Origin of the sequence: Kitasatospora sp. NPDC058243 (assembly GCF_042882025.1) — a bacterium.
In the GTDB taxonomy this organism is placed as follows: Bacteria; Actinomycetota; Actinomycetes; order Streptomycetales; family Streptomycetaceae; genus Kitasatospora.
This window is the reverse complement of the sequence record NZ_JBHVWW010000049.1, coordinates 42,590-66,873: the sequence shown is the minus strand read 5'-3', so window position 1 is coordinate 66,873 and position 24,284 is coordinate 42,590. Positions and strand designations below refer to the sequence as shown.

The following is a 24,284-nucleotide window of genomic DNA, read 5'->3' as shown; positions in this document are numbered from 1 at the left end:
GGCCCGGGCCAGTGCGGCCGGGTCGGCCACCGGCAGCCAGGGCAGCTCGGCCGGCGGCGCGACGGCCCCGGCCGGGCGGGCGGCGGCGGGCTCGGGGCCGGCGGTCCCCAGGACCTCCCGCCAGTACGCCCGGTCGGCGGGCCGGTCGGCGTCCGGGTCCGGGGCGGGGGCAGGTACCAGGGCGGGGACCGGGGCCGTCTCGGCATCCGCGGCGTCCTCGGCGTACAGCTCGCCGGCCCGGCGGACGAGCGCGGCCAGCCCGGCGTCGTCGTCGACCAGCCGGTGGTGGCGCTGGAACCAGCTGAGCCCGCCGTCGGATCGGCGGATCAGCACGTGGCGCAGCAGCGGCCCGCCGAGCAGGTCGAGCGGGCGGACGAGCTCGGCGGCGAGCCAGCCGTCCAGTTCCTCCGGGTCGAGGTCGATCACCGCGACGGCGGGCGGCTGGGCCGGGTCGGCCGGGCGGAGCAGGCCGGGGCCGCCCCCGGCGGCGGCGCGGTAGCCGGTGTGCAGGTCCGGGCGTTCGGCCAGGGCCCGGGCCACGGCGCGGCGCAGCCGGTCCAGCCCGACCGGGCCCTCGAAGCGGACCAGGCGCGCCACGCAGTCGGCGGGAAGGAGCGGGGTGTCCCGCAGGACGGCACGCCGGGCGGCGTCGAGCGGGGTGGCGGTGGAGCTGCTCACAGGGCCCTCACGGTGTCGTCGTCGGGGTGCGGGGTCACGGTCTCGGGCGCGTCGCCGTGGTCGGCGTGGTCGGCGTGGTCCGCACCGTCGGCCTGGTCCGCGTAGTCGGCGTAGTCGGCCGCCACGTCGTGGACCGGGCGGTCGGGCTCGGCGAGCAGGCCGCGCAGCAGCTCGCGCAGGCCGGTGGCGAAGCCGGTCGCGGTCGGCGGGTCGAAGAGTTCGGGGGCGTAGTGCACGGTCAGCGCCGTGGGGGCGGCGCCGCTCTCCGCCCGCCACCCCAGGTCGAGTTCGACCCCGCGCGGGGCGGCGCCGTGACCGACGCCGTGGCCTCCGCCGTCGCCCCGGGAGCGGACCGGGGGCTCGGCTCCGGGGCCGGCCGTCCCGTCGGGGGTGGTGCGCCCGAGCAGGTCGGTGAAGGCGGGCTCGTCGGCGAGGTCGGCCCGCAGCAGGGCGCCGCCGGGCAGGCCGACCGCCACCTCGTCCTGGCCGGCGATCCACGAGAGCAGCACCAGCCAGCCGGCCCGCAGCACCCGGTCGGGGTGCGGGCCGAACCGGGCGATCGCGTTGCGCAGCGACTCGTCGACCGGGACGGTGACGCTGCGCTCGGTGTAGTCGGGGCGGCCCGGGCGGGGGCGGTCGGTGGGGACGTCGAGCCGGACGGGCCCGGGCGGGCCGGCGGGGGCGGCCGGCAGCGCCGCATCAGAGGAGACGGCCGCCGGCGCCCCGGCCCACAGCCGGGAGATCGGCAACTCGCCGTCGGCTGCGGCGAGTTCACGGAGCAGCGCCGTGTACTCCTCGACGAACGCGGCCGCCGTCGCCCCCGTGAACAGCTGGGTGCTGAACTCCAGGCAGGCGGTCATGGCGTCGTCGCCGACCCGGTCGGAGGTGATCAGGGTGAGGTCGAACTTGGCGGTGCCCGCCGGCAGGCCGCCGAACAGGTTGCCGGCGCTGTGGCCGATGTCGAAGTACCCGGTCGAGGTGCCCTCGATCTGCTGGATCGGCGGCAGCTCCTGGTGCACGAAGAACACGTCGAACAGCGGGCTCCGGCCCGGATCGCGCTCGTCCGTCAGCGCCTGGACGACCCGGTCGAAGGGGATCTCCTGGTGCTCCAGGGACTCCAGCACCACGGCGCGCACCCGGTGCAGGAAGGCGGTCACCGACGGGGCGCCGGACAGGTCGGCGCGCAGTGCCACGGTGCTGTTGAAGAAGCCGATCAGGCCTTCGAGTTCGGGCCGGTTGCGCCCGGTGGTCGGGATGCCGACGACCAGGTCGTCCTGCTCGCTGCGGCGGGCCAGCAGCAGGTAGAGGCCGGCGAGCAGGACCACGAAGAGGGTGACGGAGCGGTCGGCCGCGAGCCGCCGCAGCTCCCGCATCAGGGCGGCGTCCACGGTGAACACCGCGAGGTCGCCCGCGTGGTCCTTGCGGGCCGGGCGCGGGTGGTCGGTGGGCAGCCGCAGCACCGGCGCGTCCCGCAAGGTCTCGCACCAGTAGGCGAGTTCGCCGTCCAGAGCCGAGCCGGCCACCAGTTCGCGCTGCCAGGCCGCGTAGTCGGCGAACTGGACGGGCAGCGGCGCGAGCCGGTGCGGGCGGCCCTCGCGGCGGGCGGCGTACAGCTCGGGCAGCTCGCGTTCGAAGATCCGCGGTGAGGCGCCGTCGTTGACGGCGTGGTGCATGGTCACCTGGAGCACGTGCTGCTCGGGGGCCGTGCGGACCACGAGCACCCGCACCAGGGGGTCGTGGGCGAGGTCGAAGCGGTGCTCGGCGGCCTGCCGGACGAGTTCGCGGGCGGCGGCGAGCGGGTCCGGCTCGGCGGAGACGTCCCGGAGGGTGAAGAAGTCGCCGGGCTCCGGGCTGATGCGCAGCACCGGCTCGTCGTCCTCCTCGGCGAAGTTGGAGCGCAGCACTTCGTGGCGCAGCATCAGGTCGTGCCACATGCCGCGGACGGCGTCGACGTCGAGCGGGCCGCTGATCAGGCTGACCATCGGGAGGTTGTAGAGCGTGGTGTCGGGGTCGAGCTGGTGGTGGAACCAGATCCGGTCCTGGCCGAAGGAGGTGACGGGCGGTGTGTCGCGGGGGGTGATCGGCGGCAGGGCGGGGGCCGCGGGGGCGCCGGCCCGGCGGCGGATGAGGTCGGCGAACGCGCCGACGGCGGGGTGTTCGTAGACGTCGAGCAGCCGGGGGCGGAAGCCGAAGCGGGTCTGGATCCGGTCGGCGAGCTGGAGGGCGATGATCGAGTTGCCGCCGAGTTCGAAGTAGTCGGCCTCCGGGCCGGGCGGCTGCTCGCTGTGCAGGAGTTCTCCCAGGACTTCGGCGAGCCAGCGTTCGGGGTCCTCGGCGGGGCCGGTCCCGGTGCGCTCGACGGCGGGCGCGGCGGGCGCGACGGACACGACGGGCGCCACGGATGCGACGGGCAGGGCGGGGGCCGCCGGTGCGGGCCGGATCCAGCAGGGGGTGGCAGCCAGCGGGTGTCCGGGCAGGCGCAGCCGGCGGGCGGTGCCGGGCTCGGGGCCGAGCGCCGGCCAGTCCAGGTCCAGGCCGCATTCGTACAGCCGGCCGAGCAGCGCGGCAAAGCCTCCGCCGCCGTCACCGGCGGCCGTGACCAGCCGGGCGCCGTCCTGCCCCTCCGGGCCGAACCGCTCGGCGAGCAGCCGGCCGAGGACGCCGCCGGGGCCGGGGTCGAGGAACACCACCGGCCCGGCGGCGGCGAGCCGTTCGGCCGCCGCGACGAGCCGGTCCCGGTCGGGCGGCGCGGCCTCGGCTCCGGCGGCGGTGGCGGTGGCGAGTTCGCGGGTGTCCTCGGCGGTGAGGGTGCCGAGCAGGTACCGGGCGGCGTACCGGGAGACGCCGCTGCTCAGCACGGTCCCGACGGGCACGCCGCAGCGCGACAGCTCGCGATGGAGGGCGAGTTGGCCCGCGAGCAGCCGGGCCGCCGGGCCGGTGGCGGGCAGCGCGTCGGGCAGCTCCGCCGGGCCGGGGGCGTCGGGCACGGCGTCCGGGGAGAGCAGCAGACAGACGGCGGGCGGCCTGGTCCGGCCGCCGCGCGGGGCGCCGCCGGCCGGTGCCGAGGCGTCGAGCCGCGCCGCCCGTTCGAGCAGGGCCCGGCCGAGCTCGGCGGTGTCGCGGGCCCACACCGCCGCCCGGTGCCCGTAGTGCGTGCGCCCGGAGTTGAGGGTGAGGGCGACGTCGTCGAGGTCGGTGTCGCGGGCGGCCGGGCCGGTCAGCGCGGCGCCGAGGTCGGCGCAGAGCCGGGCGAGCGCGGTACGGCTGCGCGCGGAGACGCCGACGAGCCGGGGCGCGCCCGACCGGTCGCCGCGCGGGGGCACGGGCGGCCGCTGGACCACGCAGTGGGCGTTGATGCCGCCGAGGCTGTACGAGCTGACGCCGGCGATCCGCTCCTCGCCCTCCCAGGGGCGCAGCGCGGTGACCACCTCGACGGGTTCGAGGGCGGCCTCGTCGACGGGCCGGCGGAAGTGCAGGGACGGGTACAGCTCGCCGTGGCCGACCGCGAGGACGGCCTTGACCAGGCCGGCGATCCCGGCCGCGTGGTCGAGGTGGCCGACGTTGGTCTTCACCGAGCCGATCGGCAGCCGCCGGCCCCGCGCCCCGAACCCGCGCGGCCCGAACACCTGGGCCAGGCCCTCCAGTTCGACGGCGTCGCCGAGCCGGGTGCCGGAGCCGTGCGCCTCCAGGTAGCCGGCCAGGGCGGGGTCGAGCCCGGCGGCGCGCCAGGCCGCGCCGATCACCGCCGCGTGCGCGGGTGCGCTCGGGGTGCTGATGGTGGCGGCCGCCCGGCCGTTGTGCCGGACGGCGCTGCCGCGGATCACGGCGTGGACGGGCGTGCCGTCGGCGCGGGCCCGGCCGAGGGTGGTGAGCAGCAGGACGGCGCCGCCCTCGCCGCTGGCGGTGCCGTCGGCGTCGGCGTCGAAGGCCCGGCAGCGTCCGCTCGGGGAGACGAGTTCGGTCATGCCCTCGGTCTGCCGGGCGGGCAGGCCGCCGGGGCGCAGGCTGAATCCGCCGGCGAGCGCGTACTCGGCCTCGCCGTCGCGCAGTTCGCGGCAGGCCTGGTGGACGGCGACGAGCGAGCCGTTGCAGCCGGTGTCGACGGCGTAGCAGGGGCCTTCGAAGCCGAGCACGTGGGCGATCCGGGCGGGCAGCGCGAAGGGCACGTTGCCGAGGGCGCTGAGCGGGCCGGGCTCGGTGGCGGCGCCGAGGTAGCCGGAGGCGGCGGCGCTGAGCACCACGGCGACCTGGCGTCCGCGCAGGGCGCTCGCGGCGTGGCCGGCGTCCTCGACGGCCTGGTGGGCGAGGACCAGCGCGATCCGCTGCTGGGGGTCCATCAGGGCGGCCTCGCGCCGGGAGAGGCCGAAGAAGGCGTGGTCGAAGGTGTGGACGTCGGCGAGGTGGCCCATCGGCAGGTAGCCCGCGTCCGGGTCGAGTCCGGTGGCGGCGGCCCGGGCGGCGGGCATGCCCCCGACGGAGTCCCGGCCGGCGGCGAGGTTGGCCCGGAAGGCCGCCAGGTCGTCGGCGTCGGGGAAGCGGGCGCCGATGCCGACGACGGCGATGTCGGTGTCGGCGGGGGCCGTCGCTGGGGTCCTGGTCACTGCTGCTCTCTCCCGTTCGTCAGACTTCGTACGCGGCGTCGGGCCGGGCGCCGCCCGTGGGCGCTCCGGCCGCCGGGGCGACGGGCTCCCGGGTGGCGGCCTCCGAGGTGGCCGCCTCCGGGGTGGCGGCCACCGGGGCGACGGCCGCGGCCTGCTCGGCGACGGTGCGCAGGTCGAAGAGCCGGCCGACGCGGACGGCGCCGGGCCAGCGGCCTTCGAGGCGCAGGTGGAGTTCGACGATCCGGTGCGAGTTGCCGCCGACGGCGAAGAAGTCGTCGTCCGGTCCGAAGTCGCCGTGCCCGAGGACCTCGGTCCAGTAGCGCGTCACGAGCTGCGGGGCGCCGTCCGCCCCGGCGGGCTCGTCGCGTCCGCCGGCCTCTCCGGAGCCTTCGGCGAGCAGGGCGCGCAGCGCCTGGAGGTCGGTCTTGCCGGACGGCGCGAGCGGGAAGCCGGCCACCCGGACGAAGCGCTCCGGCCGGGCCTGGCCGCCGAGCAGGGCGGTGCAGTGCGCCAGCAGTTCGGCGGTGTCCGGCACGGGGGCGGCGGGGTCGGCGGGGAGCCAGCACGCGGCCAGCGCGGTGGCGCCGTCGGGGCCGGTCACGGCGAGGACGGCGGCCTGCCGGACGGCGGGGTGGCGCTCCAGCGCCGCTTCGACGGCCTCGCGTTCGACCCGGACGCCGCGCACCTTGAGCTGCCCGTCGGCCCGGCCGCGGAACACCAGCGCCCCGGTGGGGTCGGCGGAGGCGAGGTCCCCGGTGCGGTACATCCGGGCGCCGGGGGTGGTGGCGAAGGGGTCGGGGAGGAAGCGCAGCGCAGTGTCGGCCGGGCGCCCGGCGTAGCCCTCGGCGACCTGCGGCCCGGCCACGTACAGCTCGCCGGTCCGCCCGGGGCCGACCGGGGCGAGCCGCTCGTCCAACAGGTGGATCCGGTTGCCCGGGGTGGACCGCCCGATCGGGACGGGGTCGAGCGGCGCGGGCGTGACCGGCTGGGCGAGCACGGTGACGGTGGTCTCGGTGGCGCCGTACTCGTTGACCAGCCGGGTGCCGGGCAGGACGGCCCGGTGCCGCTCGGCCTGCGCGGCCGACAGCGCCTCCCCGCCGACGATCCACTGCCGCAGGTGGACGTCGGCGCCGGCCAGGTGGGGCAGCACCAGCAGGTGGAACGAGGGCGGGCCGACCGCCACCTCGACCCGGTGGCGGCGGATCAGCGCGGCGGCGGCCTCCGGGTCGGGCAGGGCCCGTTCGTCGGGCAGCACCGCCGTGCCGCCGCCGCAGAGCGTGTGGAACAGCATCAGCAGCGGCGCGTCCCAGGAGAGCCGGGAGGCGGTGAAGGTGGTCGCGGCGGGGTCCTCGGCGCGGGAGGCGACCAGGTGGGCGAGCGCGCCGCGGGAGACCAGGACGGCCTTGGGCTCCCCGGTGGTCCCGGAGGTGGTGACGGCGTAGGCCGGTGCGGTCGGGGGCACCACGGCGTCCGACGGGCCGGCGGCCACGGCCGGAGCAGGGGCCGGTCCGCTCTCGGCCACCGCCGTGACGGGCTGCCCGCAGCCGGCCGTCAGCTCCCGCACGGCGGCGGGCGGGGTGGCCGGGTCGCCGTCGTCGTACACCAGGACGGCGCAGCCGCTGTCGCGCAGCAGGGCGCGCACCATCGCGGCGGGGCGATCGGGTTCCAGGACGCACCAGGCGGCGCCCAGCCGCAGCGCGGCCAGCATGCCGACGACGGTGCGCACGCCCTGGCGGCGGTGGATCAGGACGAGCCGGCCGGGGGCGGCCCCGGCAGCGGCCAGCCGATCGGCCAACGCCTTGGTTTCGACATCGAGTTGACGATACGTCAGACTCTGCTCGCCGACCACCACGGCGGTCCGGTCGGGCAGCGCGCGGACCCGTTCCCGGATCAGGTCGAGCACGTCGATGGCCGGACGGCCGGCGGTCACGGGCGGGTCCCGTAGGCGTGGAAGCCCAGCCCGGTCTTGCGGCCGAAGTGTCCGCGCCGCACCAGGTCGAGCAGCAGGTCGCAGGGCCGGAACCGTTCGTCGCCGGTGGTCTCCAGCAGGACGTCGAGGGTGTCCACGATGGTGTCGAGCCCGATCAGGTCCGCCGTGCGCAGCGGGCCCATGGCGTGGCCGAAGCACTCCTGGAAGATCAGGTCGACGGTCTCCGCGTCGGCCACGCCCTCCTGCACCCGGGCGGCCGCGTCGTTGACCATCGGCATCAGCACCCGGTTGGAGACGAAACCCGGCGAGTCGCGGACGACGTGGGCGCGGCGGCCGACCCCGGCGAGCAGGGCGAGGGTGGTCTCCAGCGTCCGGGCGGTGGTGGCCGGGCCGCGCACCACCTCGACCGCCTCCTTGAGGTACGCGGGGTTCATGAAGTGCGTGGCGAGCACCCGGTCGGCCCGGTCGGTGTAGGAGGCGAGCCGCTCGACCGGGATCGCCGAGGTGCAGGAGGCGAACACCGCGGCGGGGGCGCAGACCCGGTCGAGCTCCCGGAGCACCTGCTCCTTGACGGCCAGCCGCTCGGAGGCGCACTCCACCACGAAACCGGCCGCCGCCAGCCGCCCGAACTCGTCCGTCCAGTCGACCAGTTCGACGGTCTCGGCCGCCGAGGGGCGGGCCTCGGCAGGGGTCCCTGCACCAGCCTCACCGGGGGCCGGGCGGCGGCCGAGCAGCCGCGCGGCGCGCAGGCCGTCCCGCAGCCGGCCGGGGCCGGCGTCGAGGGCGGCCCGCTGCCGGTCGACCACCACCACGGGGTGCCCGGCCGCGGCGAAGACCTGGGCGACGGCGGTGCCCATCGTGCCGGCGCCGACGATCCCGACCGGGATCCGGTCGGTGCGGGCCGCCCGGGCCTCGCCTGCCTCGCGGTTCTGGGTGTCTTGCGGGTGCACGGTGTCCTTCCTGGTCACGACGGATTGCGGCCCGGTCACGGCCGGTTCCGGGCCTCGGGGGCCTCAAGGGCGACAGGGGCCTCGGGGGCCTCGGGGGTGATCAGCCGCAGGTGGCCCGGCGGCGGGGGCGGCGGGGCGGCGGGCGGGTAGCCGAGCAGCAGCCGCCCCTCCCCCTCCTGGCCCACCACGGTGAACCCGGCGAACCGGAGGTTCACCAGCATCACCCGGTTGACGTCGGTGGGCACGAACTCGGCCAGCGGGCGGCGCCCTTCGGCGAGCGCCGCGCGCACGACGTGCCCGATCAGCGCCGGCCCGATGCCCCGGGACATCACCCGGCAGGACAGCAGGAGCAGCCGCAGCACCTCGGCCGGCCCGGCCGGGCCGTCGCCCTCCCGGTGCCCGGTCCGCTCGCTCAGCGCGAGGCCGATGGTGCCGTAGTCGCCGAATCGGTCGGTCAGTTCGGCGACCAGCACCCGGTGGTCGGGCGAGTCGCACAGGGCGCGCAGCTCCGGCAGGCCGTAGGTCCGGCCGGTGGTGTTGAGCTGGTGGGTGCGGACGGTGAGCTCGTGGGCGCGGGCGAGGTCGTCCGACCCGGCCTGACGGATCGTCAACTCCAGTTCCAGGGAGGCGAGGAACTCCTCGGGGGTGCCCTGGTGATCCTCCCGGGCCTGGGTGCGGAGCGCCTCGCCGCGGTAGCGCAGCCGGCGTTCGCGGGCGTCGGCGGTGACGAACTCGGGCCGGAACTCCGGCAGTTCGGCCAGCTCGGCGACCTGCTCGGCCGGGTAGCAGCGCACCACGGGGTGGGCGGCGGCCACCTCGGCGCGCTCGACCGGATCGTTGTCGACGAAGGCCACGGTGTCCAGCCCGATGCCGATGGCCTCGGCGATCCGGCGCACCGCGCCCGACTTGGGCCCCCAGCCGATCTCCAGCACGGTGAACAGCTCGTGCAGCCCGAGCCGTTCCAGGTGTGCGGTGGCGACGGCCCGGTCGCTCCGGCTGGCGACGGCGTGCAGGACGCCACGCTCGTCCAGCGCCCGCAGGGCGGCGGTCGCGGCGGGGAACGGCGCCGGATCGTCGCCCTCCAGCACGGTGCCGTCCCAGAGGGTGTCGTCGAGGTCCCAGACCAGGACCTTGACGGTCGGCTCCGCCCTACTCTGCTGCGGCCCACTCCGCTGCGGCCTGCTCTGCTCCGCCCCACTCCGCTGCGGCCCCGGCTGCGGCCCGGTCATCGGCGCACCCCCTGGCGCAACAGGCGGTCGGCGATGTGCAGTTCGGCGACCTGCGGGCTGCCCTCGATGATCTCCATCACCTTGGCGTCCCGGTAGAACCGGCCGGCCCGGACGCCGGGCTCGCAGCCCGCCGAGCCGAGGATCTGGACGGCCCGGTCGGCGACCGCCTTCGCCGCCCCGGCCGCCGCGTACTTGGCGACCACGGTCTCGGTGGCGGCGCCCAGCGGCGAGCCGGCCCGGGCCTCGGCGGCCCGCTCGGCCAGCGCCCGGGCGGCCGCCGTGTCGACGGCGGAGCGGGCGAGCAGCGAGCGCACCAGCTGGTGCCCGGCCAGCGGCACGCCGCCCTGGACCCGGTGCGCGGCGTGCTCGGCGGCGTCGGCCAGGCAGGCCTCCGCCATGCCGACGCAGCCCCAGGCCACCGTGAACCGGCCGTGGTCCAGCGCCACGGCGGCGGTGTGGGTCAGGCCCAGCCCGGGCGGCGCCACCAGGTTCTCCCGGGGCACCCGCACCCGGTCGAAGGTGAGGTGGGCGATCCGCGCGGCGCGCAGGCCGAGTTGGCCGCTGACGGGCTCGCGGACGATCCCGGGACGGTCCGCCTCCACCAGGACGGCCGTCGGGCCGGCGTCGGTGCGCCCCAGCACCAGGAACACGTCGGCGCTCTGCCCGAAGGTCACCCAGCGCTTGGCGCCGGTGACGACCAGCCGTTCGCCGTCGTCCTCGATCCGCGTGCCGACCTCGGCGAGCGCGCTGCCGGCCTCCCGTTCGGTGGCGGCGAAGCCGGCCAGGCGTTCGCCGGAGGCCAGTGCGGGCAGCCACCGCGCGCGCTGCTCCTCGCCGCCCCAGCGCAGCAGCGCCGCGGCCGTCATGCCCTGGACGGTGAGCAGCGCGCGCAGGGCGCCGCAGACGCCGCCCAGGTGCGCGACGGCCTCGCCCAGCTGGGCCGGGGTGGCGCCGGCGCCGCCGTGGCGGGCGGGCAGGTCGAGGCCGAGCAGCCCGGCGGCGGCCACCGCGCGGACGGCCTCGTCGGGCAGCGCGCCCTGCTCGTCCCAGCGGGCGGCCTCGTCGCGGACGGCGGCAGCCAGGTCGGCGGCAGCGTCGACCGCCGAAGCCCCCGCAGTGGACGGCCTGGTCTCGCTAGCCGTGGGCGGCACAGCCGGCCCCCGTCTCCTCGCCCGTGCCCAGGCCGGCCCGCTTGCGCTCGACCAGCGCGGCGATCCGCTCGGCGGTGCGGAAGGAGTCCAGGTCGAGGTCGTCCACCTCGATCCGGATGTCGAACCGCTCCTCGACGAAGACCACCAGCTCCAGCGCGAACAGCGAGTCCGCGAGCCCCAGTGCGAAGTAGTCCTCGTCCGGCGCCACCGGCCGGCGCAGTGCGACGGTCAGGAACTCCCGTATCTCGATTGCCGTGTCGGTCACGCGGTGCTCTCCCAGGGTCCGATTTCCACCAGCAGCAGGTTCCAGGCCGCCACCGGGCTGACGTTGGCCAGGACGACCCGGTCGCCCTCGGCCAGCCGCCCGTTCGCCAGCGCCGTCCAGAGGTTGAGGAAGACGTCGTTCGGCCCCAGGTGGCCGTACCGGGCCAGGTTCTCCCGGCACTCCGGCAGGAGGTCGACGCCCAGCGACTCCGCCAGGAAGCGCAGTCCGCCCGCCGAGAGGTTCTGGCTGGCGTAGCCGGCGACGTCGGCGCGGTCGAGGCCGTGCCGCTTGAGCAGCCGCTCCAGGAGCGCGGTGAGCCGGTTCCTGGTCTCCACCGCGAGCCGGAAGGAGTAGCCGGGCAGGTCCCGGCACTCCTCCTGCCAGCTCTCCCAGGGGCGGTCCCGGTAGTCCACCCGGAAGAGGTCCCAGTACGCGCCGTTGGTCTCCTGGACCAGGTCGAGCACCCGCACCGGGCCGGTGCGGGCGAGCAGCAGGGCCTGCCCGGCGTCCCCGTTGACGGTGACGGGGTGCCGGTAGCGGCCGGGGGTGGCCGGGGTGGAGGCGTGGGCGACCAGGACGTGCCGGACGTCGGGGTCGGCGGCGAGCAGTCCGCGGGCGGCGAGCAGGGCCGGGCCGAGCGAGACGCAGCCGAGGCCGCCGACGCCGAAGGTGACGGCCCGGTCGGCGCCGAGCCGGGCCTGGAGCCTGGTCGCCTCGGAGCTGAGCAGGGTCTCGGGGGCCCGGGAGTCGACGACGATCAGGGCGTCCAGGTCCTGGGCGGCGAGCCCGGCGCCGGCCAACGCACTGCGGGCCGCCCGCTCGGCCAGCCCGGTCGGGCCGAGCTCGCGATCGACGGCCACGGTGTCGATGCCCAGGCCGGCCAGCGTGGTTCTGCGCTCGCCGTCCAGGCCCGCCAGTTCGGGCAGCTCGCCGACCGGCACCCGCTGCTCCGGCAGGTGCCAGGCCGCCTCGCGCACCGCGAGCGGCGCGGGGGCGCCACCCGTCCTCGTCGTCACCATGCCGTGTCCTCGACTCTCCGCTGTCTGTCCGCTGTCCGGCCGGGCGTCCGGCCGTCTCTCGGTGCCTCCCCGGCCGCATTCCGGGCAAAGCCGGGGTGTGGCTCAGGCACTGCGCAGGCAGCCGTCCGCCGCCGACTCGGCGTAGGCCTCCCCCAGTTCCCGCACCGCCTCGGCGACGCCGCTGCGGGGCACCCCGGCGTACCCCACCACCAGGGCCGGCCCGGACTGCCAGGACCGGTGGTGGTACGAGCGGCCGCCGCGCACCAGCACCGAGCGGCGCAGCGCCCGGGCGACCAGCGCGGCCTCGTCCACCCGGTGCGGGAGCTGGACGTAGGCGTGCAGGCCGGCGAAGGCGCCCACGATCCGGGCCCCGGGCAGCCGGCGCCGCACGGCCTCGTGGAAGACCTCGCGGCGGGCCCGCAGCCGTTCGCGCTGGCGCCGCAGGTGCCGGTCGAGTTCGCCGCCGTCCAGCAGTTCGGCGAACGCGTGCTGGGTGAACACGTCGCAGCCGAGGTCCCGTTGGGAGCGGACCTCCTCCAGACGGCGGCGCAGCCGGGGCGGGGCGACCAGCCAGCCCAGCCGCATCCCGGAGGCCAGCGACTTGCTCGCGGTGCCCGCGTAGAGCACCCGGGAGGGGGACAGCCGTTGCAGCGCGGTGGGCCGGCGGCCGTGGTCCAGCCAGAGGTCGCCGTCGTAGTCGTCCTCGATGATCCAGCCGTCCACGTCCTCCGCCCAGCGGACCAGGGCGGCCCGCCGCTCGGCGCTGAGCACGGCGCCGGTGGGGAACTGGTGGGCGGGGGTGACCAGCACCGCGCGGGCGCCGGTGCGGGCGAGCGCGGCCACGTCGATGCCGTGCTCGTCGACCGGGACGGACGGGCAGTCCAGGCCCGACTCGACGATGAACTGGCGCTGCTGCGGGTGGCACGGGTCCTCGACGGCGAGCGCGCCGAGGCCGGTGCGGGGCAGCGTGGCGCAGACCAGGCCGAGCGTCTGGGCGAACCCGGAGACCACCATGACGTGCTCGGGGGTGGTGTGCACGCCGCGCGCCCGCCCGAGGTAGCGGGCGAGTTCGGCGCGCAGCGCCGGGACGCCGGACACCGGCGGGTACCCGAGGTCTCGCGGGCCGAGCCGGCGCGCGGCCCGCTGGTAGGCGGCCAGCCACTCGCGCTGGGGGAAGGCGGAGGCGTCGGCGCCGCCGGCCCGCAGGTCCCAGCGGATCACCGGGGCGGGGCGGGCGTCGCCGAGCAGGGTCGGCATCCGGGTGCCCCGGTCCAGGTGGGTGGCGACCCGGGTGCCCGATCCCCGGGTGGCCTCCAGGTAGCCGCCGGCGACGAGTTGCCCGTAGGCCTCGACGACGACGCTGCGGGACACCCGGAGGTCCTCGGCGAGCTGACGGCTCGACGGCAGCCGGGTGCCGGGGTGCAGCGCCCCCTCGGCGATCTCCCGCTTGATGCCGTCCCGGATCTGGGCGGTCAGCGGGAGCACGTCCTCCCGTGCCACGTCGATCAAGGTGTTCCAGGGCATGTTCGGCTCCTCCCTCCCCCGCCCACGGCGGCCCTGTTGAGCCCTGCGGGCCTGTCCGGCCCGTCGGCCCTGTTCAGCCCTCCGGACCTGCGGACCTGCGGACCTGCTCAGCCCGTCGGCCCGGTCCGGCCCGCCGGCCCTAGCGGGCCTCGGACAGACCGGACCGCTCGGTGTCCAGCAGCGCCCGCAGGGACGCGACCCGGACGGCCCGGCCGACGGCCTCGCCCTCCTCCTGGGCGATGCCGACCCCCCAGTAGGAGTGGGAGTCCACGACGATCTCGAAGGCGGCGGTGACCGCGTTCAGCGGTGCGCCGGCCCGTTCCACGACGAGGCCCTGGATGACGGCGTCGAGCCCGTAGCCGGCCACCGCCTCGGCGGTGGCCCCGCTCCAGCGGGTGTCGCCGGGCTCCGCCGCCAGCGGCTCCGGCTCCGGCAGGCCGGGCACGGTCTCGGTGCCCAGCGCCACGTACCGTTCGACGAAGTGCTCCCACAGCTGGTCGCCGGTGATCTCGCCGCCGATCTCCTCGCAGACCGCCTGCATCTCGGCGGCGAAGTCGATCTGGAGGCGGCGCGGCAGCTCGATGCCGTACTCGGTGCGCAGCAGGTGGGCGATGCCGCCCTTGCCGGACTGGGTGTTGATCCGGATCAGCGCCTGGTAGTCGCGGCCGATGTCGCGCGGGTCGATCGGCAGGTACGGCACGTCCCAGACCTCCTGCCCGGACTCCTCGCGGGCGCGCAGGCCCTTGGCGATGGCGTCCTGGTGGGAGCCGGCGAAGGAGGTGTAGACGAAGTCGCCGGCCCACGGGTGGCGGGCGGGGACGGGCATCTGGTTGCAGCTCTCGACGATGCGGCGGATGCCGTCGATGTCGCTCAGGTCCAGCATCGGGTCGACGCCCTGGGAGAACAGGTTCATGGCCAGGGTGACCAGACAGACGTTGCCGGAGCGCTCGCCGTTGCCGAACAGGGTGCCCTCGACCCGGTCGGCCCCGGCGAGGACGGCGAGTTCGGCGGCGGCGACGCCGCTGCCGCGGTCGTTGTGCGGGTGCACGCTGAGGATGGTGCGCTCGCGGTGGAGCAGGTTGCGGTGGGTGTACTCGATCCGGTCGGCGAACTCCTGCGGCGGGAACACCTCGACGGTGGAGGGCAGGTTGATCCGCAGCGTGTGCGCGGCCCGCGGGGCCCAGAAGTCGAGGACGGCGTTGCAGAGTTCGAGCGCGTAGTCCGGCTCGGTCTGGGTGTAGGACTCCGGCGCGTACTGGAGGTAGATCTCCGTGCCGGGGATCGAGTCCTGGAGTTTGAGGGCCTGTTCGGCCCCGTCGAGCGCCATGGCGGTGGTCTGCCGGCGGTCCTTGCGGAAGACCAGGCGGCGCTGGACCTCCGAGGTCGGGTTGAAGATCTGGAGGACGGCGCGGGGCACGCCCTCCAGGGCCTTGACGGTGCGTTCGATGAAGTCGCCGCGGATCGGCGTCATGACCTGGACGACGACGTCGTCCGGGATCGCGCCGGTGTCGACGAGGTGGCGGAGGAAGGCGTGGTCGTCCTGCGAGGAGGTGGGGAAGCCGACCTCGATCTCCTTGAACCCCATGGCGACCAGCAGGTCGAACATCCGCCGCTTGCGGGTGATGTCCATGGGGTCGGTCAGGGCCTGGTTGCCGTCCCGCAGGTCGACGCTGCACCACAGCGGGGCCTGTTCCGCGCGGCGGCCCGGCCAGCCGCGGTCGGGCAGCCCGACCGCCTGGTACGGCTGGTACTTCCGGACCGGCATCGCGCTGTGGCGCTGGATGCCCTGGTCGCGGGCGGGTGTGCCCTGCGGCGTGTCCGCGTCGGTGGGTTGAGCGGTCATCTCTCCTCCACAACGGTGGTCTGGGCGTCTTGTGGGGACGCTCTGCTAGCTCTGCTAGGCGGGCCAGGAGCTGAACTGTCTCCTCCCGTAGAGCAGCGGCGACGCGTCGCTGAGCTCGGTGATCCGGATGACCTCGCCGAAGACCATCCGCTGGCCGCCGACGGGGACCAGCTGGCTGACCCGGCAGTCGGCCACCGCGTGGGCGTCGTGGACGAGGTGGGGTCCGCCCGCGCCGGGGGGCAGCCGCCAGGTGGTGGCGTCGAACCGGTCCGGGTCGCCGGAGGCGAACAGTTCGGCGGTGCCGCGGCCCTCGGCGTGCAGCAGGTTCACCGCGAACTGGCCGCTGCGCAGCACGGCCTTCAGGGTCGGGCTCTCCGCCCGCATGCCGACCAGCAGGGTGGGCGGTTCGACGGTGACGCTGCACAGGGCGGAGCAGGTCATGCCCCAGGGCCGGCCGGCGTCGTCCAGCGAGGTGACGATGGCGACGCCGCTCGGGAAGCCGGACATGAAGGTCCGGAAGTCGGAGGGGGTTGAGGTGACGAGTTCCACGTGATTCACCGCTCGACTGGGTAGGGGACCGGCTCCGCGGTCCGGGGCGCGTCCACGCTCGCCGTGCGCCGGTCGATGACCCACAGCAGCGGGCCGCTGAGCACCGTCGTGAACAGGGCCATCACGACGAGGGCGAGGAAGAGCGCCGGGGTGAGGATCCCGGCCTGGTAACCCGTCTGGAGGACGGCGAGCTCGGTCAGGCCGCGGGCGTTGAGGAACACCGCGATCCGCATGCTCTCCACCGGGGGCCGGCCGGCCGCCCGGGCGCCGTAGTAGCTGCCGACCAGCTTGCCGAAGATCGCGAGCACCACGGACAGGACGACGGCCTGCCAGGAGAACACGCTGAGCGGCGCCGAGGCGAGGCCCATGCCGGTCACCGTGAACAGCAGCGGCAGCACGATCCGGCCCCAGCCGCCGACGGTGTGGGCGGCCCTGGTCCAGGGGCCCGCGCCGTCGTCGCCCGGCAGCGCCAGGGCGACCAGGACGGCGCCGAGCACATCGGTGAGGCCCAGCCGCGAGGTGGTCAGCGCCGCGGCCACGGCCGCGGCGGCGGTCAGCCCGATCGGCACCGCCACCGGGATCCGCTCGGCCCAGGCCCGGGGCCCGGGCAGGGCCCCGGCCCGGCGGATCAGCCAGGCGCCCAGCAGGCCGACGACGAACACCAGGTACGGGGTGATCTTCCCGCCGCCGTGCGCCAGGCCGACCGCGATCGCCAGCAGCGACCAGGTGACGGCGTCGATGGAGACCGCGACCGCCATGCAGAGCCGGCCGATCGCGGTGTTGAGCATGCCGCGGTCGTCCAGGATGCCGGCCAGCACCGGGACGGCGGTGACCGCCAGCGCGATCGCCAGCATCAGGACCAGCACCCCGGCCGGGGCGCCGCCGCGCAGCGCCGGGGAGCCGTCGGCCAGCACCCACGCGGCGAACGCGACGCCGCAGCCGAGCGGCAGCAGCAGCGAGCCCACGGCGGTCATCGCGATGGTGCGCCCGCCCAGCCGGCTGCCGCCGGCCCGGATCTCGTGGACGGCGCCCACCAGGAAGAGCGCGAGGCCGAGGTGGCCCGCCTTCTCCAGGACGGCCCCGCCGTCCATGGTGGCCGGCTTCCAGTGCCACTGGCTCGCCAGCAGCGCCCCGAGCAGGAGGCAGGCCATGATCTCGCCGACGATCTCCGGCTGCCGCAGCAGCTTCGCCAGCCGGCGTCCGAGCAGTGCCACGGGGACGAGCAGAGCGAGCGTCACCGCGGCCGGTACGTACGGAAGACTGTCCATGGTGCCTCCTTTCTCGGGGCGCCGAAGGGGTCAGTGCATCTGGGCGAGGTACTCGTACTGGCTGGGCAGGCGCTTCAGGAGCTCGGCGGACTGGTCGCTCAGCAGCTGGAACTCCTTCTCCGCGCGGCTGCCGTCCTGCAGGGCGAGTGCGGGCGGGGCCTTGAGCTCGATGCCGCCGAGGCCGAGCAGCATGGCCAGGTAGGAGTAGGACTCGAACCCGTGGAAGTGCGGGAAGATGGTGGCCTCCGTCGGAGGCTTGGCCTTCCACAGCTCGATCCGCTCGGCCAGGCCGTCGGGCATCACCCGGGTCTTGGCGTCCCGCCAGTAGGCGTTGTCCTCGCGGGCCGCGGCCTTGTAGTGCAGGACGAGGAACTCCCGTACGCCGTCGATGGTGTTGCCGACGATGCGGTTGTAGGAGCGGCGCAGCCCCGGGTCCCAGTTGGCGTCCGGGAAGTGCTTGACCAGTTCCTCGATGCCCTGCTGGATGAAGAAGATGCCGGTCGACTCCAGGGGCTCGACGAAGCCGCTGGACAGGCCGATGGCGACGCAGTTGTTGACCCAGGCGTTGCGGGTGCGGCCGATCCGCATCCTGATGTGGTTGGCCTCCAGGCCCTCCGACTCCGGGCCGACCTTGGCCCGCAGCGTGGCCTCGGCCTCCTCGGGCGTCGCGTACTCGTCGGAGTAGACGTAGCCGGTGCCGATGCGGCCGAACAGCGGGATGGTCCAGATCCAGCCGGCGTCCGAGGCGGTGGCGGTGGTGCAGGGGCGCAGGCCGCGCTTCTCCATGTCGACCGGGACGCGCAGCGCCACCGCGCGGTTGTTGGGCAGGGTGTCCTGGAAGGAGGTGAACGGCTCCTCCAGGGTCTGGTTGATCAGCAGGCCGCGGAAGCCGGTGCAGTCGATGAAGAGGTCGCCCTCGATCAGGCCGTGCTCCTTGGTGCGCACGCCGCTGATCCAGCCGCGGTCGTCCTGGACGACCTCGACGACGTCGTCCTCGATGTGCTTGGCGCCGCGCTCGGTGGCGTACCCGGAGAGGAAGTCGGCGAGCAGCGAGGCGTCGAACTGGTAGGCGTACGGGAACTGGGTGTCCTGCTCCGTGAGGGTGTCGCGCTCGGTCGTGTTGCCGCCCTCCTTGAAGTCCTGCTCGAAGAGGGTGCCGTCGAGGTAGCGCGGGGACTTCTCGGCGTCGCAGATCGCGGCCATCAGGAACACGTCCTGGTCGAAGCGGTCGCCGGAGCGGCTGTTCAGCCACCAGTCGGTGAGCGGCAGGCCGTCGACGACCCGGAGGCGCTCGAAGGGGTGGTAGAAGTAGTGGCCCTTGCGCCGCCAGTTCTCGAATCGGATGCCCAGCTTGTAGGTGGCATTGCACTTGGGCATCCAGACGTGCTCCGGCAGGCCCAGGTAGTTGAAGAAATGCCGGACGGTGCTGAAGGTCGCCTCGCCGACCCCGATGGACTTGATTCGCTTGGATTCCACCAGCGTGACGGAAATGCGATCGCCGAATGCGGCGCGCAGGTACGAGGCGGTCATCCAACCGGATGTCCCACCACCGACGATGACGACGTTGCCCAGCATTCCTGACCCTCTCAGCCGGTCGTTCAACCCGGAGCCCCGGGCTGTCCCATGGCTCGAAATCCTGCGGCAGCGGAGCCTCCGGAAAACAGGCTTTTAAGCCTCAGCGGAAACACGCACTCCAGCGCGTCCCGGCCTTCGCCGGGTGTTTTCCGGCATGCCGAACAGATGACACCCGATGGTTGGGGGTGCCATCTGTTCGGCGGAACTCGCCGGAATTCGGCGGGGGTTCGGCAGTGGCTGAGCCTGACCGGCAGGGCCGGCTCAGCCACCGTCCAGCAGGTAGTCGTGCAGCAGGGAGATGACCCGGGCCCGCTGCGCGGTCAGGTAGAAGTGCCCGCCGGGCAGCACGTGGAACGCGAACTCCTTGCCGGCCAGCGCCTCCCAGCCGCGGGCCCGCTCGACGCTCACCGTGACGTCGGAGTCCCCGGTGAGCACCACGACCCCGCAGTCCACCGGGCGCAGCGCGGTCGGCCGGTAGGAGTCGATCAGCAGGTAGTCGTTGCGCAGGATCGGCAGCACCATCTCCCGGATGTCCGGGTCGTCGAAGATCGACATCTGGGTCCCGCCGTGGCCCGCGACCGTGGCGAGGAGCTCGTCGTCGCCGCGGGGCAGGGCCGGCGCCCGCCCGGCCGGTCCGTCGCCGGAGCCGGCCGGCGCCTGCGGCGGCGGGTAGCCGGAGAGCACCAGCCGGGCCACCGGCAGGCCCTGCGCGTGCAGGGACTGCACGGTCTCGTACGCGAGCAGCGCGCCCATGCTGTGGCCGAAGACGACCGTCTCGACACCGGGGCGGTCGGTCTCCAGCAGCGCCTGCGTCAGCTGGGCCACCAGGGTCGCGGCGTCCTGGACGAAGGGGTCCTCGATCCGCTCCTCCCGCCCCGGGTACTGGACGAGCTGGAGTTCGACGGCCGCCGAGAGGTGGTTGGCCCAGGGCCGGTAGAAGCCCGCGCTGCCGCCGGCGTGCGGCAGGCAGACCAGCCGCCGGGTCGCCTCCGGGCGCGGCCGGGGGATCACCAGCCAGGGTTGGTCGTCGTTCAAACGGTCACTTCCTTCCGTCGGCCCCGCGGGGCCGTGTCCGTACCGGCCCGGCCGGTCATCCGCAGGCCCGGACGATCTCGCGCAGGGCCTCGTGCATGCGCTGGAGCAGGGCGGTGGCCGCCGCCTCGTCGAACCGGCCGCCCGCGTACACGCAGGACAGCTCCATCCGGCCGCCCTCGACCGCGGCGGCGACGTCCAGCTCGTAGGTGCGGGTCTCGCCCGGCTCGTGGTCGCCGCCGCCGTGGTCCAGGTGGCGCAGGATCAGCCGGTCCCCCTCGGGCAGCTGGTTGTCCCACTGGCCGAGGTAGTTGAAGCCGATCCGGGCCTTGGGCGCGGGGACCAGCAGGTCCTCCCGGGCCTCGGCGGCCGCCGCCAGCCGCAGAACGCCGTGGCCGATGCCGCGGCGCGGGACGGCCCGCAGCCGGCGCTTGGCCACCCGGACGGCGGCGGTCGGCGCCAGCTCCGCGGGCACGTCGAGCAGCACCGGGTAGATCGTGGTGAACCAGCCGACGGTGCGGGACAGGTCGACGCCGTCCAGGATCTCCTCGCGGCCGTGCCCCTCCAGGTCGATCACGGTGCCGCCGTCGCCGGCGTGGCCCTGGGCGGCGAGCGCCTGGGCGAGGGCGGTCAGCAGCACCTCGTGGACCTGCGCGCGCAGCACGCCGGGCACCCGGCGCAGCAGCGCCTCCGTCTCGTCCCCGGTCAGGGTGTGCCGCGCGGTGCGGCGGTCGCCGAACAGGCCGGTGTCCAGGGGCTCCCCGGCGGGCTCGGGCAGCGACCGCCAGTGCGCCAGCTCGTCGTCGAAGCCGCCGGTCAGGGCGTGCTCGCGCAGTCGGCGGGACCACTGGCCGAAGGAGGTGGAGCGCGGGGCGGGCCTGGCGGGGCGGCCGGCCGCCAGGTCGGCGTAGGCGGAGCGCAGGTCGTCGAGCAGGATGCGCCAGGAGACGCCGTCGACCACCAGGTGGTGCGCGGTGAGGAACAGCCGGGCCGGGCGGTCCGGCCCGAGGTCGGCCAGGACGGCGCGCAGCAGCGGCCCGTCGGCCAGCCGCAGGCCGCTCTGGGCCTGCCGGAACGCCTCGGTGGCGCGCTCCTCGGCGTCCGGCGCCCCGGCGAGGTCGAGCCGCTGGAAGTCCCAGCAGCCGTCGGCCTCGGCCGCCACCTCCTGGGACCAGGCGCCCTCGGCGTCGCGGGTGTAGCGGGCGCGCAGCATGTCGTGCTGCCCGACCAGCGCGGCCAGGGCGGCGCGCAGGGCCTCGGTGTCGGTGCCCGGGACGAGTTCGAACAGCAGCGACTGGTTGAAGTGGCCCGGGTTGACGGTGTGGTGCTCGAAGAACCACTGCTGCACGGCGGTCAGCGGCACGGGCCCGGTGGCGTACGGGTCCTCCTCGGCCGGCCCGCTCTCCCCCGTCCCGGCGGCCTTGGCGAGCGCGGCGACGGTCTTGTGCTGGAAGAGGTCCCGGGCGGTGAAGTGCAGGCCCTCCTGGCGGGCCCGGGCGACCACCTGGGTGGAGAGGATGGAGTCGCCGCCGAGCAGGAAGAAGTCGTCCTCGGCGCCGACGTCCTCGATGCCCAGCACCGAGCGGAACACCTCGGCCAGCGCGGTCTCCACCGGGCCCTTCGGCGGGGTGGAGACCCTGGTCAGGGCCTCCCGGGCGTCCGGCAGGGCGTCCCGGTCGACCTTGCCGTTGGTGGTGAGCGGCATCGCGTCCATCGGGATCAGCGCGGCCGGCACCATGAAGGCGGGCAGTTCCTCGGTCAGGGCCTCGCGGACCTCGCGGACCGCCTCGCCCCGGTCGCGGCCGGGCGCGGCGACCAGGTAGCCGACGAGCTGCTTGCCGCGGTCGCTCTCGCGGACCACCACGGCGGCCTGGTCGACCGCGGGGTGGCGCTGCATGGCCGACTCGATCTCGCCGGGCTCGACCCGGAAGCCGCGGATCTTGACCTGGTCGTCGGCCCGGCCGCGGAAGTCGATCCGCCCGTCGGGCAGCCAGGCGCCGAGGTCGCCGGTGCGGTAGAGCCGGGCCCCGGGGTCGTCCGCGAAGGGGTGCGGGACGAACCGCTGCTCGGTCAGCTCCGGGCGTCCCAGGTAGCCCTGGGCGACGCCGCGGCCGCCGAGGTGGATCTCGCCGGTGACGGCGGGCGGCACCGGGTTGCCGTGCGGGTCCAGCAGGTAGACCTCGGTGTTGGGCAGCGGCCGGCCGATCGACAGCCGGCTGCCGGCCTCCTCGTCCTGGACCTCGAACATGGTGGCGCCGACGGTGTTCTCGGTCGGGCCGTAGCCGTTGATGAAGCGGTGGACCCGCGACCACTTGCGGGCCAGGCCGACCGGGCACCGGTCGCCGACGGCGAGCACCACCGAGCCTGCGGGCAGCGCCTCGGGCTCGACCGCCGCGAGGGCCGCGGGCGGCAGCGCGAGGACGGTGGGCCGGCCTCCCGCCATGGCGCGCAGCTGCTCGCTGCCCAGCGCCTCGGACTCGTTCGCCGGGAGGGCGAGCGCCGCGCCGGAGACCAGGGCGAGGAAGGTCTCCCAGACCGCGCCGTCGAAGCTGGGCGAGGAGAGCTGGGTCACCGTGTTCTCGGGGCCGGTGCCGACGATCAGCCGGGAGGCGTTGACGACGTTGGTCAGGCCGCCGTGGCCCAGCAGCACGCCCTTGGGCGTCCCGGTGGAGCCGGAGGTGTAGACGATGTAGGCGAGCGCGTCCGGCCCCACCCGGTCGCCCTCGGGCACCGGTCCGGTGTGCGCGTCGAGCTGCGGGCGCAGGTCCTCCAGGATCAGCGGCTCGGCGGCGGACTCGCCCGCGTCGGCGGCCAGCGCGCGTTCGGTGAAGACGAACCGGGCGCCGGTCTCGGCCAGCATCAGCTCCCGGCGGGCGGCCGGGAAGCGCGGGTTCAGCGGCAGGAAGGCGGCGCCGGCCTTGAGCACCGCGAGGGTGGCGGCCACCTGGTCGGGGCCGCGCTCGCAGCACACGCCGACGACGTCGCCGGGGCGGGTGCCGCGGGAGCGCAGCAGCTCGGCCAACAGCCCGGCCCGGCGGTCGAGTTCGGCGTAGCTGAGGCGCTCGTCGCCGCGCACCACCGCGAGGCCGTCGGGGCGTTCGGCGGCCCGCTTGGCCACCAGCAGGTGCACCGGGTCCTGTTCGGGGAAGGCCACCGGGTTGCGGGCCCAGTCCACGGTGAGCCGGTTGTGCTGCTTCGGGTCGAGCAGGTCGAGCCGGCCCAGCTCCTGGTCGGGGTCGGCGGCGATCGAGCCGAGCAGGGTGGTCAGGTGGCCGGCGAAGCGGCGCACCGTGGCCTCGTCGTACAGGTCGGTGCTGTACTCCAGGGCGGACCAGAGGCTGCCGTCGGGGCGCTCCTCGAAGGCCACCACGAGGTCGAAGCCGGTGCTCGCCTGCGGCAGGGCGAGCTGCTCCATGGTCAGCCCGGGCAGGTCGAGGGTCGCCTCGGGGGCGTTCTGCAGGACGATGAGCACCTGGGCGAGCGGCATCCGGCTGGGGTCGCGCTCGGGCTGGACGGCGTCCACCACCCGCTCGAACGGGACCTCCGCGTGGTCGAAGCCGGCCAGCACGGTGTCGCGGACCTGGCCCAGGAAGTCCCGGAAGCCCAGGCCCGGCCCGGTCCGGGCGCGCAGCACCAGGGTGTTGAGGAACAGGCCGACCAGGTCGGCGAGTTCGGGCTCGTCGCGGCCGGCCACCGGGGTGCCGATCGCGACGTCCTCCTGCCGGGAGAGCCGGGCCAGCAGCAGCTGGGTGGCCGCGGTGAGCGTCATGAACAGCGTCGCCGCGGCGGACTCGGTGAGCTCGCGCAGCCCGGCGACGGTCTCCGCCGGGACGCTGAACTCGTGGAAGGCGCCCGCCCCGGTGGGCACGGCGGGGCGCTGCCGGTCGGTCGGCAGCTCCAGCACGGGGACGCCGTCGAGCTGCTCGCGCCAGTAGTCGAGCTGCTCGTCGAGCCGCCCGCCGGAGGCCCGCTCGCGCTGCCACACCGAGTAGTCCGCGTACTGCGGCCCCGTCGCGGGCAGGTCGGGTTCGCGCCCCTGGAGCGCGGCCGCGTAGTACTGGCCCAGCTCGCGGGTGACGATCGACAGCGACCAGCCGTCGTGCGCGATGTGGTGGATGCTCAGGACGAGCACGTGCTCGCGGTCGGAGAGCCGGACGAGGAGGGTCCGCAGCACCGGGCCGGTGCGCAGGTCGAAGGGCCGGCCGGCCTCCTCGCGGACCAGTCGCAGCAGTTCCTCCTCCCGCTCCTCGGGCGTCCCGCCGCCGGCCTCCACGACCGGCAGCGGGATGTCCACGCTCGGGTGCGGGACCTGCACCGGGACGCCGTCCACCTGGTCGTAGGTGGTGCGCAGCGCCTCGTGCCGGTCGACGACGGCGGCCAGCGCGCCCTGCAGCGCGGCGCGGTCGAGGTCGCCGCGCAGCCGCAGCGCGAAGGAGGAGTTGTAGCCGACCGACTCCGGGTCGAACTCGTACAGGAACCACATCCGCTGCTGGGCGAAGGACATCGGCAGCGGGCGGTCGCGGTCGGCGGGGCGCAGCGCGGTGCTCGCGGCGGCCTCGGGGGCGGGTGTCTCGGCGCCCGCCAGGCGGTCCCGCAGCAGGGCCCGCAGGTGCTCGGGCAGGGCCGCTATGCGGTCCTCGCGGGACGTGGACGTCTGGGTTTCACTCATG

At 75.5% G+C, this 24,284-nt stretch carries 14 protein-coding genes and 1 pseudogene; all 15 read right to left on the bottom strand.

Going from position 1 to position 24,284, the window contains the following annotated elements:
- Window positions 1-678: pseudogene (locus ACFVX9_RS27365) on the bottom strand (hypothetical protein); the annotation flags it as partial.
- Window positions 675-5,279, bottom strand: a complete 4,605-nt coding sequence (locus ACFVX9_RS27360) for a condensation domain-containing protein (RefSeq protein ID WP_387984010.1) — start codon at window positions 5,277-5,279, stop codon at window positions 675-677. The pseudogene ACFVX9_RS27365 and the gene ACFVX9_RS27360, both read right to left, overlap by 4 nt.
- Window positions 5,280-5,298: 19 nt before the next feature.
- The gene (locus ACFVX9_RS27355; protein ID WP_387984008.1) at window positions 5,299-7,209 is read right to left on the bottom strand and encodes a non-ribosomal peptide synthetase; all 1,911 of its coding nucleotides are present in this window, start codon (window positions 7,207-7,209) and stop codon (window positions 5,299-5,301) included.
- The gene (locus ACFVX9_RS27350; RefSeq protein ID WP_387984013.1) at window positions 7,206-8,066 is read right to left on the bottom strand and encodes a 3-hydroxyacyl-CoA dehydrogenase family protein; all 861 of its coding nucleotides are present in this window, start codon (window positions 8,064-8,066) and stop codon (window positions 7,206-7,208) included. The genes ACFVX9_RS27355 and ACFVX9_RS27350 overlap by 4 nt, the downstream gene beginning before the upstream one ends.
- A 128-nt stretch (window positions 8,067-8,194) precedes the next feature.
- The gene (locus tag ACFVX9_RS27345; RefSeq protein ID WP_387984006.1) at window positions 8,195-9,388 is read right to left on the bottom strand and encodes an HAD-IIIC family phosphatase; all 1,194 of its coding nucleotides are present in this window, start codon (window positions 9,386-9,388) and stop codon (window positions 8,195-8,197) included.
- Window positions 9,385-10,539, bottom strand: coding sequence for an acyl-CoA dehydrogenase family protein (locus ACFVX9_RS27340; protein ID WP_380490488.1), 1,155 nt, complete (start codon window positions 10,537-10,539; stop codon window positions 9,385-9,387). Before ACFVX9_RS27340 ends, ACFVX9_RS27345 begins: the two co-directional genes overlap by 4 nt.
- A complete protein-coding gene (locus ACFVX9_RS27335) occupies window positions 10,523-10,804 on the bottom strand; it encodes a phosphopantetheine-binding protein (RefSeq protein ID WP_079135959.1) in 282 nt (93 codons plus the stop codon). The genes ACFVX9_RS27340 and ACFVX9_RS27335 overlap by 17 nt, the downstream gene beginning before the upstream one ends.
- Window positions 10,801-11,823 (bottom strand): 3-oxoacyl-ACP synthase, encoded by a 1,023-nt coding sequence (locus ACFVX9_RS27330; protein WP_387984003.1) that lies wholly within the window; start codon window positions 11,821-11,823, stop codon window positions 10,801-10,803. The genes ACFVX9_RS27335 and ACFVX9_RS27330 overlap by 4 nt, the downstream gene beginning before the upstream one ends.
- Before the next feature lie 102 nt (window positions 11,824-11,925).
- A complete protein-coding gene (locus ACFVX9_RS27325; protein WP_350880968.1) occupies window positions 11,926-13,347 on the bottom strand; it encodes a PLP-dependent aminotransferase family protein in 1,422 nt (473 codons plus the stop codon).
- A 139-nt stretch (window positions 13,348-13,486) separates the two neighbouring features.
- Window positions 13,487-15,190, bottom strand: a complete 1,704-nt coding sequence (locus ACFVX9_RS27320; protein ID WP_380373348.1) for a 2-isopropylmalate synthase — start codon at window positions 15,188-15,190, stop codon at window positions 13,487-13,489.
- 54 nt (window positions 15,191-15,244) lie between these two features.
- The gene (locus ACFVX9_RS27315) at window positions 15,245-15,748 is read right to left on the bottom strand and encodes a flavin reductase family protein (protein ID WP_380434202.1); all 504 of its coding nucleotides are present in this window, start codon (window positions 15,746-15,748) and stop codon (window positions 15,245-15,247) included.
- Window positions 15,745-17,007, bottom strand: coding sequence for a cation:proton antiporter (locus ACFVX9_RS27310; protein ID WP_387984001.1), 1,263 nt, complete (start codon window positions 17,005-17,007; stop codon window positions 15,745-15,747). The genes ACFVX9_RS27315 and ACFVX9_RS27310 overlap by 4 nt, the downstream gene beginning before the upstream one ends.
- Window positions 17,008-17,037: 30 nt before the next feature.
- Window positions 17,038-18,582 carry a tryptophan halogenase family protein gene (locus ACFVX9_RS27305; protein ID WP_380490491.1) on the bottom strand — a complete coding sequence of 515 codons (1,545 nt, stop codon included), beginning with the start codon at window positions 18,580-18,582 and terminating at the stop codon, window positions 17,038-17,040.
- 261 nt (window positions 18,583-18,843) lie between these two features.
- Window positions 18,844-19,617 (bottom strand): alpha/beta fold hydrolase, encoded by a 774-nt coding sequence (locus ACFVX9_RS27300; protein WP_363375474.1) that lies wholly within the window; start codon window positions 19,615-19,617, stop codon window positions 18,844-18,846.
- A 55-nt stretch (window positions 19,618-19,672) separates the two neighbouring features.
- Entirely contained in the window at window positions 19,673-24,283 is a 4,611-nt protein-coding gene (locus ACFVX9_RS27295) for an amino acid adenylation domain-containing protein (RefSeq protein ID WP_387983997.1), read from the bottom strand.
- Window position 24,284 lies beyond the last annotated feature (1 nt).